General features: G+C 61.6%; 10 protein-coding genes. 6 read left to right on the forward strand and 4 right to left on the reverse strand.

The features are described 5' to 3' along the window. A partial coding sequence (locus tag TSA66_RS03455) for an alpha/beta fold hydrolase (protein ID WP_232429399.1) occupies positions 1–715 on the reverse strand: 715 nt, incomplete at its 3' end. Between the two features lie 550 nt (positions 716–1,265). On the opposite strand from TSA66_RS03455, the gene TSA66_RS03460 reads away from it, so the two are divergent. The 3 genes from TSA66_RS03460 to TSA66_RS03470 all read left to right on the forward strand — a co-directional run bounded on the left by TSA66_RS03460 (position 1,266) and on the right by TSA66_RS03470 (position 4,385). After that, complete coding sequence (locus TSA66_RS03460; RefSeq protein ID WP_040038994.1) at positions 1,266–2,552, forward strand: O-acetylhomoserine aminocarboxypropyltransferase/cysteine synthase family protein; 1,287 nt, start codon at positions 1,266–1,268, stop codon at positions 2,550–2,552. A 79-nt stretch (positions 2,553–2,631) separates the two neighbouring features. After that, positions 2,632–3,609, forward strand: a complete 978-nt coding sequence (gene cysK / locus TSA66_RS03465) for a cysteine synthase A (RefSeq protein WP_040038995.1) — start codon at positions 2,632–2,634, stop codon at positions 3,607–3,609. A gap of 233 nt (positions 3,610–3,842) precedes the next feature. Then, positions 3,843–4,385, forward strand: a complete 543-nt coding sequence (locus TSA66_RS03470; RefSeq protein WP_040038996.1) for a cytochrome b — start codon at positions 3,843–3,845, stop codon at positions 4,383–4,385. Between the two features lie 16 nt (positions 4,386–4,401). Here TSA66_RS03470 and TSA66_RS03475 read toward each other — a convergent pair whose 3' ends face one another. Then, positions 4,402–7,014: a chemotaxis protein CheW gene (locus tag TSA66_RS03475; RefSeq protein WP_084199258.1), complete on the reverse strand. Its 2,613-nt coding sequence runs from the start codon at positions 7,012–7,014 to the stop codon at positions 4,402–4,404. 563 nt (positions 7,015–7,577) lie between these two features. On the opposite strand from TSA66_RS03475, the gene TSA66_RS03480 reads away from it, so the two are divergent. Together TSA66_RS03480 and TSA66_RS03485 are read left to right on the forward strand one after the other, a co-directional pair. Continuing rightward, positions 7,578–7,988 carry a hemerythrin domain-containing protein gene (locus TSA66_RS03480; RefSeq protein WP_040038997.1) on the forward strand — a complete coding sequence of 137 codons (411 nt, stop codon included), beginning with the start codon at positions 7,578–7,580 and terminating at the stop codon, positions 7,986–7,988. Positions 7,989–8,009: 21 nt separating this feature from the next. After that, positions 8,010–9,281 (forward strand): HD-GYP domain-containing protein, encoded by a 1,272-nt coding sequence (locus TSA66_RS03485; RefSeq protein WP_157691587.1) that lies wholly within the window; start codon positions 8,010–8,012, stop codon positions 9,279–9,281. On the opposite strand, the gene TSA66_RS03490 is transcribed toward TSA66_RS03485, so the two are convergent. Further along, entirely contained in the window at positions 9,278–10,387 is a 1,110-nt protein-coding gene (locus TSA66_RS03490) for a diguanylate cyclase (protein ID WP_040038999.1), read from the reverse strand. The two genes, TSA66_RS03485 and TSA66_RS03490, sit on opposite strands and share 4 nt — an antisense overlap. A gap of 205 nt (positions 10,388–10,592) precedes the next feature. Next, positions 10,593–10,847 carry a hypothetical protein gene (locus tag TSA66_RS03495; protein WP_040039000.1) on the reverse strand — a complete coding sequence of 85 codons (255 nt, stop codon included), beginning with the start codon at positions 10,845–10,847 and terminating at the stop codon, positions 10,593–10,595. A 483-nt stretch (positions 10,848–11,330) separates the two neighbouring features. Here TSA66_RS03495 and TSA66_RS03500 point away from each other — a divergent pair, with 483 nt between their 5' ends. Then, positions 11,331–12,005, forward strand: a complete 675-nt coding sequence (locus TSA66_RS03500) for a helix-turn-helix domain-containing protein (protein ID WP_052452080.1) — start codon at positions 11,331–11,333, stop codon at positions 12,003–12,005. Positions 12,006–12,037: the final 32 nt, after the last annotated feature.

Raw genomic sequence — 12,037 nt, forward strand, 5'->3', positions numbered from 1 at the left:
AGCTGAGCATTTTCGTGAAAATTTCTTCGCGATTAAGCTCATTGAAATTCTCATGGTAATTGTCCGGATAAAAATGATATTCGAGCAGATCCGGATTGATGGTCTTTAGCATGGTCTCGGTTGCGCCTGCATCGGCCAGCTTGTCATTGCCTGCGACGACTGCGAACAGCGGATAACGCCACGCTGAAAGCTTACCGACCAGTGCGGCCTGCGCCTGTTGCAGGGCATGGGCGAAGCGGAAGGTGACTTCGGTCGCACGCACATGGTCTTTCTCGTCCGCGAAATGGCGCGCCGTGATAATCGGATCGTGGGTCAGCACATTGGTCATGGACGCCAAGGGCACTTTCATCTTCGGAAAGAGCGCGGCCAAGACGGTGGAGAGTGAAACCAGCAGCTGGGGCACCTTGATTGCGTTCACGTAGTAGGGCGAGGAAATGATGAAACCCTTGATGTCGTGATCACCGGCAAAACGATCCAGGCCGAGATGGGTCGCGATCAGTGCGCCCATCGAGTGGCCCATCACGAAGATCGGCAGACCCGTGTAGTTACGCTTTACCCATTGCAAAAACAGCTCCGCATCATTCAGAAAACTGTCGAAGCCGGCAATGTCGACACGCTTCTTGCGATCGTGGCCGATCATGTCATAGCTTACTGTCGCGATGCCTTTTTCGCGGAAATACAACGCCGGCGTCACATAGTCGCCGGCATGCGCCATCCCTCCGTGCAGTGCGAGGATGACCGCTCGCGGCTGTTTGGGCTCCCAAATATGAATGCAGCGTTCAACATGGTCGCTGCATTTGAGTGTCGCTAGCCTGTTCTCGGAAAATCTCATCGCATACTCCAAATTATGCATTCACACCGACGTCCCAACCGTGGGCCGGGCGCCTAATACTTGATGCTATGATAATGCCAAGAGCCTGCCCATCATGGAAGGCTGACGTACGAAGCCAAATGCTTATCCTCGGAGGGCACGAGCTCAGGCACATCGAAAAACTATCCTGAATCAAGGTTTTTCATCGTTCCTGATGCCGGGCATTGGCTTCTTGCGAAAGCGCGATTTAATTATCGCGCGTGGCTCTCGTATGCGTCCCGCTCCGCACTCGGAACCGGCTCATCAAACAGCTTCGCTATGTAAGAACGGTGCGGCTGCGACAACGAGCCGAAGAGCGAGGGGCCATGAAAGCGAACAGAACGCGCCATAGGCGCTCATGGCACATCGGCCATGCGCGCCTTACTGCGTGAATTCAATCATTCCAAGGAAAACAATGAAACTTGAAACTCTTGCAGTGCACGCCGGCTACACACCTGACCCTACAACGAAGTCGGTGGCAGTGCCGATTTACCAGACCGTGGCCTATGCCTTTGATAGCGCGCAGCACGGTGCCGACTTGTTCGATCTGAAAGTCCCGGGCAATATCTACACGCGCATCATGAACCCGACCCAGGATATTCTGGAAAAGCGCGTTGCAGCTCTCGAGGGCGGTATTGGTGCGCTCGCCGTCGCGTCGGGCATGGCCGCCATCACCTACGCCGTACAGACCATCTGTGAAGCCGGCGACAACATCGTTTCGGCCAGCACGCTATACGGCGGCACGTATAACTTGTTTGCCCACACACTGCCGCAAATGGGCATCCAGGCGCGCTTCGCCGACTCGCGCAAGCCGGAAAGCTTCGCACCGCTGATCGACAGCCGCACCAAGGCGATCTTCTGCGAATCGGTTGGCAACCCGCTGGGCAACGTTACCGACATCGCCAAGCTGGCCGACATCGCGCATGCGCACGGCATTCCCCTCATCGTCGACAATACCGTGCCGAGCCCCTATCTGTGCCGTCCGTTCGAGCACGGCGCCGACATCGTCGTGCATGCGCTGACCAAATACCTGGGCGGCCACGGCAACAGCATTGGCGGCGCGATCGTCGACAGCGGCAAATTCCCCTGGGCCGAACACAAGGAGCGCTTCAAGCGGCTCAACGAACCCGACGTTTCCTATCATGGCGTGGTCTATACCGAGGCGCTCGGGCCGGCCGCCTATATCGGCCGCGCGCGCGTTGTACCGCTGCGCAATATGGGCGCAGCGATCTCGCCGATGAATTCCTTCCTCATCCTGCAGGGTATCGAAACGCTGGCACTGCGCATGGACCGCATCTGCGACAACTCGCTGGCGATCGCACGGCACCTCAAGTCGCATCCCAAGGTCGCATGGGTGAACTACGCCGGGCTGGAAGACCATCCGGACCATGCGCTGGTGCAGAAGTACATGGACGGCAAGGCATCCGGCATCTTGTCCTTCGGCCTGAAAACGGTGGACAAGGCCGATCCGCGCGCGGCCGGCGCACGGGTGCTCGATGCGATGAAGTTGTTTACGCGACTGGTGAACATCGGCGACGCAAAGTCCCTGGTCACCCACCCGGCATCGACCACGCACCGCCAGCTCAACGCGGAAGAACTGGCGAAAGCGGGCGTGTCGGAAGACATGCTGCGCCTGTCTATCGGAATTGAGCATATCGATGATCTGATTTCTGATTTGGATCAGGCACTGGCAGCGGCATAAAATAACGTCGTACCAACAAAGGCGCCGGCTCAGGCAGGGCCGCGCGCCGACGCCGCTCGTATCGTCACAAGGAGATTTCATGTCGCAATGGTTCGAAGATAACTCGCTGTCCATCGGCCGCACTCCGCTGGTGCGCCTGAATCGCATCACGGAAGGCGCTGGCGCCACCGTGCTGGCCAAGATTGAGGGCCGCAATCCGGCATATTCCGTCAAATGCCGGATTGGCGCGGCCATGGTGTGGGATGCGGAAAAGCGTGGCTTGCTCGGGCCGGGCAAGGAGCTGGTCGAGCCGACCAGCGGCAATACAGGCATCGCACTGGCATTCGTCGCGGCCGCGCGCGGCATTCCGCTCACGCTCACCATGCCGGAAACGATGAGTATCGAACGCCGCAAGCTGCTGTTGGGTTACGGCGCCAAGCTGGTGTTGACCGAGGGGCCGAAGGGCATGAATGGCGCTATCGCCAAGGCGGAGGAAATCGTCGCTTCCGACCCGGACAAGTACGTGATGCTGCAGCAGTTCAAGAACCCGGCCAACCCAGCCATCCATGAGGCCACCACCGGCCCGGAAATCTGGGAAGACACGGACGGCAAGGTCGACGTCTTCGTGTCCGGAGTGGGTACCGGCGGCACCATCACCGGCGTGTCGCGCTACCTGAAGAAAACCCGGGGCGCCAATGTGGTGTCGATTGCGGTGGAACCCAGCGCTTCTCCGGTGCTGACCCAGACCCGCGCCGGCGAACCCTTGAAACCGGCGCCGCATAAAATTCAGGGCTTGGGTGCCGGCTTCGTGCCAGAGGTGCTGGACATGAGCCTGGTGGATGTGATCGAAACTGTCAGCAATGAGGAAGCGATCGAGTGCGCACGCCGCCTGATCCGCGAGGAAGGCATCCTGTGCGGGATTTCCAGCGGCGCGGCAGTGGCGGCAGCATTGCGCTGGGCCAAGCGGGACGAGAACGCAGGCAAGAACATTGTGGTGGTGTTGCCGGACTCGGGCGAGCGTTATCTGAGCTCGGTGCTGTTTGAAGGCATGTTCGACGCCAGCGGCATGCCGCTGTAAGACTGATGTGGGGCACTTGGTGCCCCACATGGCAGCGCAGTCATGTTGTTCTTATGCAGTAGTTTTGGAAGGGTGCAACTTACATCCTGATGTCCGCGCGCCGCAAATTGATCTGGATCGCCATTGCGAAAAGGATTTCGGTAATTCATGCGCACCTCGCGCCTTGCCATAAGTGCAGCGATGTATCATGACGATATCGTCGGAACGTGCAATGCAGAACGCGGAGGTATTCAATGGACATTGAAAGCCGGACCCCGGTCCACTATGACGAAAAATCGATACGGCTGCACTGGATCACGGCGGCACTGGTGATCCTGCTGTGGTGTATCGGCATGACCATCGACTGGTTCGCGCGCGGTACGCCGCGCGTGACGATGCGCAGCCTGCACATCGTGCTGGGCGTGACCCTCGGCGCGGTGATCCTGTACCGGATCTGGTGGCGCAGCAGTGGCGGCGTGCGCCTGCCGCCGGCCGAGACCGGGAGGCTGCAGACCCTGGCGTCCGCCGTGCATTTCTTGCTGTATGTCAGCGTGCTCGCCGCCGTCTTGCTCGGCCTCGCCAATGTCTGGGTGCGCGGCGATACCATCTTCAACCTGTTCACCGTGCCGAAATTCGATCCGACCAACAAGCCCCTGCGTGAAACGGTGGAAGAGTTGCACGAACTGGCGGCGCATTCGGTCATCGTGCTCGCCGCCGTGCATGCTGGCGCCGCGCTGGTGCATCACTACCTGTGGAAGGATCAGGTGCTGCGGCGCATGCTGCCCGCACGCCACTAAGTGCCGGCAGGGGCGCTCATGCCGCCTTGCCCACGGCGAGGCCGTCGTCGTGGAAATGATCCGCCTGCGTGATCAGGCGGTCGGCATCGACCAGCTTGAGCAGGGTCGGCAGCGACGGATCGGCCAGGCAGGCAAACAGCTGCGCTACATCGATCGACTGGATCAGCAGCCGCCCGTCATTGGCCTTGATTACCTGCTTAACCAGCAAGCCGTCCGCGAGCGCGGCAAACGGCGTTGCCACGATGTGCGCCAGCGGGAATTCCGGTACGCCGTGCAAATCGTCCACCAACAAGCCCACGCACTGCGCGCCGTCGCGCACCACCACGACCTGGCAGCCATTGGCAAGCGGTGTCGGCTTGCCATGCATTAGATAAGCCAGGTCGAACACCCACACAAAACGCTTGTCCTCGCCTTGCTCCTCCAGCGCTAGCAGTCCGACGCGCTCGCGCCGTCCACCCATCGATACCGGCGAGATGGCCGATGCCGGGAAGGCCTGCTGCACGTGCTTGGCAGGTAGCGCGAACAGCGCGCCGTCGCTGAAGAAGGTGGCGTATTCCTGTCCGCCGGTCATTGCCAGGTCGGTTGCGATGGCGGTATCGGCGCGGTTCGCGCTGCTGCGTTCGCGCACTTCGCCAAACGGCGAAAACACCACGGCCAGCACGTCTTCCCGATAACCGTCGGACACCTTGAACTCGCGATAGCCATGGGACACCGTGCATCCCATCACGCAATAATGCCCGTCGTGCGCGACGATGCGCGACGCGCTGCTGCCGTTGGCGCGCTTGAGTAGCGCCGGGTCGACCTCGAGCTGCGATCCGGCCGGACGCGCCGGATCGGTGGACGACAGCACGCGGCCGGCGCGGTCGATAAAAAACGCCGTGGCTCCCGCCTTGTCGTGCAGCGCGCCGCGCAGCATCGCCGCAAATTCCGGCTCGGCATCGAACACGATGCCGATGCCGCCCACCACGCTGGTGTCGCGTGCCGGGTCGCGAATCGCCGCGTGGTAAACATAGGTCGGGCGGCCGCCGTACAAGGGCGTCGGCGCAAACGGCGTGACGTAGTACTCTTGCTCGCAGCGCAAGGCGCGCACCTTCGACAGCGTGTCGGCGTCGATGCTGCTGCCGATGACCGATACGCCGTTTTCGATCGGATTGGTGCTGGCAATGATCTCGCCGTTTTCGTCGTACACGAAAATGCGGGTGTACACGGTGTACAGCATGTGGATGTACTCCAGCACCTCGGTGACTTCGGCCAGCGTCTTGCTGCCGCGCTCGCGCGAAGACAGCGCGTTGCGCAGCTCCGGTGTCAACGCCCACCAGCGGCAGTCGTCCGAGCGTTCGTACAGGTTGCGGTCGAGCAGATCGACCAGCAGATGCGATTCGAATTCCGCATCGCGCAGCCTCGAGGCGAGCACCGTCTCATACAGATCGCGGATCGATTGCGAAAACAATTCGTTGCTGCGGTTACCTGTCTCGCTGATCTGGTCGAGGATGGTTTTCAGCTTCAGCAGCTCGCCGCGCTGCCCGGCGGTCATCACTTGTCCGTTCCACACCACGCGGCGGATGGTGTCGGCCGCAGTCATGATCTCGAACAGCGGCGGGCAGAACGAACGCGCATGCGACAGCAGGCCGTCGGCGAGGTCGCTGTCAAGTTCTGTGAGCGTGCACGCGTCGCCGTGGAAAGCGACATTGACCGGTACCATCACCTGCCCCTGCCAGCCGCGCGGCCCCAGGTAGCCCTGGTAGCCTGCGGCGCAAGAGGTGCTCACCAGGTATTCGCGCCCGCCATACAGCATCAACTGCGGCTGCGCTGCGCGGTTTACCGGCACGGTGGCGCCGAGCGGGATCCAGCGCTCGTCGGCGCTGGCGATCACGCGGTTGTCTGCATCCAGCAGCAGCATGTTGGAGCGGCCTTCCGGGTCGCGGTGCGAGCGGAAAATGCCCGCCATCTCTTCTTCGAAATGGAAGCACAGGCATAGCACGCCGACCGGCACGCCGCTGTCGGGATGGAGCATGCGGCGCGAATAGATCAACGCCTCCTTCTTGCCCGGCCGCAGGTCGCTGTGGCGGAAGGTTTCGACATAGGTGTCGGACGCGAGCGAGGCGGCGATCAGCGGGTCGGTGCTGCCTTCGAGCGGCGTGTCTTCATTGATCTGCACCAGCACATTGCCTGCGGTATCGAGCAGGATGATTTCGTCGTACACCGTATACTTGCTGCGATACGAGCGCAGCCGCAGCCGGATTGCGTCGGCGTCGTCGCGCAGGCCGGCGACGAACGCGCACAGCTCGCGGTCGGTTGCGAGAAAGCCGACGTCGGCGGTGCGCTCGTACAGGTTGCGCACCACGATGTCGATCACGTACTGCGCCTTGGTGCCGATCTCATCGAGCACATTGCCGACCTTTTCGCGCACCAGGCTGTTGACCAGTTCCTGCTCCAGCCGGGTGAAGCCGGCGCGGGTGGCGGCCATGGTCGGCAGGATCGCCTTGGCTTCGACCGGGCAGTTCATCTTGGCTGACGCTTCGATCATGCGCCACATCAGGTTCAGTTCGCGCAGCGATTGTTCGCAGCGCATCACGTCGCGCATGTAGGGGAGGAAGGTATCGACCGGGAGGGCGGCGGTATCGCTCATCGTCGTTTTTCTTGGTAAAGGGTGACATGCAGTGGCATTGCCGCTGTCCGGGTCGGACGGCGACTTGCCCCCTGAGCGGCACAAATTAGTGCGCTGCAGCAATATTGCAATTAGCACGCCAGCCAATCCACTGGCGCGCTTCGACAAGACTTTCTGTTCAGTCTCGGCAAGCGGCGGCGGGGCTCTGAGCCTTTCAAAAATACAACTTTTTCTTTGTAAATCAAGGGCGATGGCTTACTGCATGGTTGTCACCGTCGATCGTGCAGGAGTTGCGCCAACCGTATCGCAACGGTGTTTTTCATGGCGAACAGCGTAGGGCACACGGCTGCTTGCGCACAAAAATAGTGCTTCATTGCAACTTTTTAGGGCGCGCCGCAGGTGCCAACCTGCCGTGCAATGCAGAGCACAACGAAAATTCCTAAAAGATATATTTTGTTTGCATCTTTTAATCCACATGCTTAAAATTGCTCTTTATCAACGATTGCCAAACCGGTGCGCCTACCGGCGGACAGGGGGATGTCTTTCGCTTGAGCCCTTTTCAAACAGATCAGTAGGGAGTGTTCATGAACATCGACAAGTTCAAGCAGCAGCATATCGAAATCCTCACGTGCATCGCGACATTGCGGGATCTGGTCAAGAGCGGGATCCGCGACAATGCCGCCGACATCTCCCGCATGATCATTGGGATGAGTTCGACGATCAAGCTGCACCTCGCGGTCGAGGATACGATCCTGTATCCGGCGCTGCAGGCGACGAAAAATCCTGCGCTGGCCCGCATGGGAAAACGGTTTCAGGATGAAATGACGAGCATCGCGCTGTCTTACCTCGACTTTGCGCGCCGCTGGAACACGCCGGCGACCGTGGCCGGCAACCCGGAAGAATTCCGCGCCGACGCCAACAGCGTGCTCAAGGTGCTGTACGAGCGCATGCGCAAGGAAGACACCGACTTTTACCCGGTCATCGAGGCCAGCTGATTTCTCCCGCCTGGAACGACCGTGCCTACCCCCGCCGAGGAAATCGAGGTCAGCCCGTTTGACATGGTGCTTTGCCTGGCGCGCGCCATCGATTTCCTGCACCCGGCCGTGTCGGAACATCACCTGCGGGTCGCCTACGCGGCGTCCTGCGTGGCCGAGGAACTCGGCCTGAGCGGCGTGCAGATCGAGGATGTGCTGATCGCCGGCGCCCTGCACGACTTGGCGGCCGTCAGTTCGCCGGCCTGGGCCGGATTGCTGGAGGAAGCCCTGACGCAGGATTTGCTCAGCCGTACCCAGATAGCGCAGGAAGTGCACCGGCACGGCATGCAGGGCTATCTGATGCTGCGCGACTGCGTGCCGTTTGCCCAGGCCGCGCACGCCATTCGCTTTCATCATGTCGACTGGGATTTTGGCCGCGGCAGCGAATTCGGCGGCATCCCGGTTCCGCTATCAAGCCATATCCTGCGCCTGGCCGATCGCGTCGCGGTGCTGCCCGGCGACAGCGCCAATGTGCTGGCGCAGGTCGCGGACATGCGCGCGGCGGTGGCGGCGGGGCGCGACCGCCTGTTCCATCCGGACGTGGCGGACGCGTTCGACGTGATTTCGCACAAGGAGTCGTTCTGGCTCGACCTGACCAGCCGCCACAAGGAACGCATTCTCATGCGCCGCTTTGGCGGCGCCACCGTGCCGCTCGACCTGGAGGGCCTGCGTGCGCTGTCCAGAATATTCGGCAAGATCATCGACTACCGCAGCTCCTTCACCGCCACGCATTCGAGCGGCGTGGCCGCTGCCAGCGAAGGCCTGGCGACATACCTGGGCCTGGCACCGCAGCAGCGCGGGATGATCGGCGTAGCCGGGTATTTGCACGACATCGGCAAGCTGGCTGTGCCGCCCGCGCTGCTGGACAAGCCGGGCCGGCTGACGGCGCAGGAGATGTTCGTCATCAAGCAGCATCCGTACTACACGCACCAGATTTTGTCGGCGGTGCCCGGGCTGGAGCAGGTTAATATCTGGGCCTCGCTGCACCACGAGCGTCTCGACGGCACCGGCTACCCGTTCCGCACGCGCGACATTCCGCTTGGCGCACGCATCATCGCCGTGGCCGACGTGTTTACTGCCATCTCCGAGGATCGCCCTTACCGGCGCGGCATGACGCGCGCCGAATGCCTCGCCATTCTCGACAAGCAGGTGTGCGACGGTGCGCTCGACGGCGATATCGTGTCGATCCTGCGCCGCGAGTTCGACGAAATCCAGCAGATCCGTAACCTTTCGCAGCAGATAGCCATCGCTTAGGAATAGGCGAGCATGACGCGGTCTCGCCCGTCGGACTTGGCGCGGTACAACGCCTGGTCGGCCCGGCGGATACCGGCGGCGACTCCTTCGCCCGGCAACATGGCGACCAGCCCGGCGGAGAACGTCACCGTTTTCAGGTGTGGCAATTCGGCGGCGCAGGCAATCGCGATGCGGTCGCGCACGCGGTTGAGCACCTGGGCGGCGGCGTCGATGTTCGTATCGCGCATCAGGAGCAGGAATTCCTCGCCGCCCCAGCGCGCCAGCACATCGGTTGCGCGCAGCGCGGCTTGCGCCTGCCAGGCAAACATGCGCAGCACGGCGTCGCCGACGTCATGGCCGTGCTTGTCATTGATCTGCTTGAACCAGTCGATATCGAGCAGCGCCAGGCAGGTCGGCTGGCCGGACGCGCACAGCCGGCGCTCTTCGTCGGCCAGCACCTCGCTCATGTGGCGCCGGTTGGCCAACGAGGTCAATTCGTCCTGCGTGGCCAGAATCCGGATGCGCGCCAGCGCATCGGCCAGTTCCGCCTTCTGCGCTTTCAGATGGGAGCGCAATTGGCTCAGCTTGCCGGTCAAGAACGAAACCACCAGCAGCGTCGCCGCCGCGATGAAAAAGTGGATCATTTCCAAGCGTGGGGAGAAGCGGGCCGGATCGATGTGCGGCAGCGCGAACATCGCCAGGCCGAGCAAGCCGATGGCAAACACGCTGAGGCTGTGGCTTTTTTCCGCCTCCAGCGTAAATGTGCAAAACACCAGCACCACCAGCAGAATGCTGAGCGTCGCGCCGCGCGCCGGGCCGCTCAGCGCATAGTCGGCAACCGTGCAAATAATGGCCAGAATGCCCTGGGCGAGCGCCAGCTGCGATGGCCGCAGCGCCAGCCGCGTGCTCAGGCGGATGAGCAGGAAAAACGGCAGCAGCCCGCCGATCATCACGATCGATAGCCATAGCGTTGCCGACCGGGGCGCATCGCCGAAACTGACTTCCAGCCACAGCAAGCCGGTGCAAAGCAAATACATCCCGGCGGTAACCGCCCAATAGCCGAGCTGTCGCCGGATCTTTTCATCGGTACTGACGAGAAGGGACCAAACGGAGGAAAGCGAGCGCATGCAAGAACCTTTCGGTGGGCGCGGTGCCGGCCAGCTAAGGCTGGGGCGGCAGCCTGTTATTTCCATATGGTAACTAAATGTAACGGCTTTCCATATCAAAGGAAAGCGCCGCCGAAAGGATGCGCCAATTTTCCGGGCACGCGCAGGCGTCATTTACGCTGTCGGCAAACGTCAGGCGGGGCAGGGCGGAAGGGAAGGGAGGGGATTAATGGACGAGGAACACGCCGCCGAATGCGCCGAGCGTGATGAGGCGGCCATCGACCTCGGTATAGGACGCCACGCCCAGCGAGTGATAGGTCGACACGAAGGCGGTCACGGCGCCTATCCCAAGCACGCCGGCCAGCGGGCTGCGCTCGGCCATGGCTTGCGTGATCGTCGTTCTGTGCCTGTCCGGCGACGGGTTTAGCAGGAGCGCCAGCGCCACGGCGGCGGCAACGACCAGGTAGGTTTTCTTTGGCATGGCAGGCGCGCCGTCAATTAGCAGCGGCCTTTCTTCGCCTGGCCCGGCGGGCAATGATAGCCGCCCTGTTCAGAGGAAATCACGACGTGGGCTGCCGGCACGTCGGGTACCACAATGCAGCCGGACAAGCTAACGCACAGGAGGCAAAGCAGGGAAAGGATCTTTTTCATGTTGTCGGGCGAGGAGGACGAGGTGCATCAACATATCGGGGCGATTTCCTAACGTCAATTATGGATAACGACTGTTACAAAAGCTTCGCGGGAAAAATTGTTATTGAACGCGATCAAGCCACGGATATTCGCCTTGGCGTTTCCATTGGGTACTCGATTTTTATCAAGCACCATCCATATTCCAGTTCTGCGCCTCGGCATTGCGCGGCAAACTGCGCAGCGGACACGACTTTTTATGTCCCCCAACAACAAGCGGCGGCCTGCCGGACAAGGCGCGCTGGCTGCCGGATGAAAAGAAGACGGATCACGTACCATGGCCACACCAAAGAAAACCAAACCGGCGCGCGCGCGCAGCGCGGCGCAACCTGTTCGTCCCATGCGCAAGAAGCCCGGCCGGAAAACGGCGCTCGCCGCGCCGCCGCCATCCGATTCGGCCGTGTTCCGCCTGGTGCGACAGGTGCGGGAATGGACCGATTCCCTGCTCAACATATCGGTGGCCGCGACCGACATCACGATCACGCTGGCCCGGCAACGCATCAGCAGTCCCGAACAAAAGGACATGCTGAAAAAAACCGGCGACCTGCTGCGCAACGCGCGCAAGACGGCAGGGCTGAGCCTGGAGGAACTGGGCAAGGCAGTGGACTTGCAGGATCCAGTCTTGCTGGACCTGGCTGAAAACGGCAAGGCGGCGCTGCCCTTCGAAATCATCCTGCGCCTGACCTCGATCCTCGGGCGCAAGGATCCGGTCGTGTTTTTCCTGAACCTGACGCGCAGCTACAACCCGAAGCTGTGGAAGATCATCGAAGACCTCGGCTTTGGCCGGCTGCTGGTGCAGGCCGGGCGCGAGCGCGAGTTCGCCAACATCTACCGTGCCTGCGACGACGCGCGCGAACTGAGCGACCAGGAATTCGCCCGCGTGCTGGCCTTCGTGCAGTCGGCGTTCAGCATGGCGATGGCGTTCAGCGCGCGGGAACAGGCGGAGGCCTGACGCGCTGATTGTTGCAAGGATATTGCAGGCCG

The sequence above is a fragment of the Noviherbaspirillum autotrophicum genome (genome assembly GCF_000818395.1).
GTDB lineage: Bacteria > Pseudomonadota > Gammaproteobacteria > Burkholderiales > Burkholderiaceae_D > Noviherbaspirillum > Noviherbaspirillum autotrophicum.

Coding starts and splice junctions, on each gene's coding strand:
- TSA66_RS03460 (WP_040038994.1), top strand. CDS start 1,266: ATGAAACTTGAAACTCTTGCAGTGCACGCCGGCTACACACCTGACCCT.
- cysK (WP_040038995.1), top strand. CDS start 2,632: ATGTCGCAATGGTTCGAAGATAACTCGCTGTCCATCGGCCGCACTCCG.
- TSA66_RS03470 (WP_040038996.1), top strand. CDS start 3,843: ATGGACATTGAAAGCCGGACCCCGGTCCACTATGACGAAAAATCGATA.
- TSA66_RS03475 (WP_084199258.1), bottom strand. CDS start 7,014: ATGAGCGATACCGCCGCCCTCCCGGTCGATACCTTCCTCCCCTACATG.
- TSA66_RS03480 (WP_040038997.1), top strand. CDS start 7,578: ATGAACATCGACAAGTTCAAGCAGCAGCATATCGAAATCCTCACGTGC.
- TSA66_RS03490 (WP_040038999.1), bottom strand. CDS start 10,387: ATGCGCTCGCTTTCCTCCGTTTGGTCCCTTCTCGTCAGTACCGATGAA.
- TSA66_RS03495 (WP_040039000.1), bottom strand. CDS start 10,847: ATGCCAAAGAAAACCTACCTGGTCGTTGCCGCCGCCGTGGCGCTGGCG.
- TSA66_RS03500 (WP_052452080.1), top strand. CDS start 11,331: ATGGCCACACCAAAGAAAACCAAACCGGCGCGCGCGCGCAGCGCGGCG.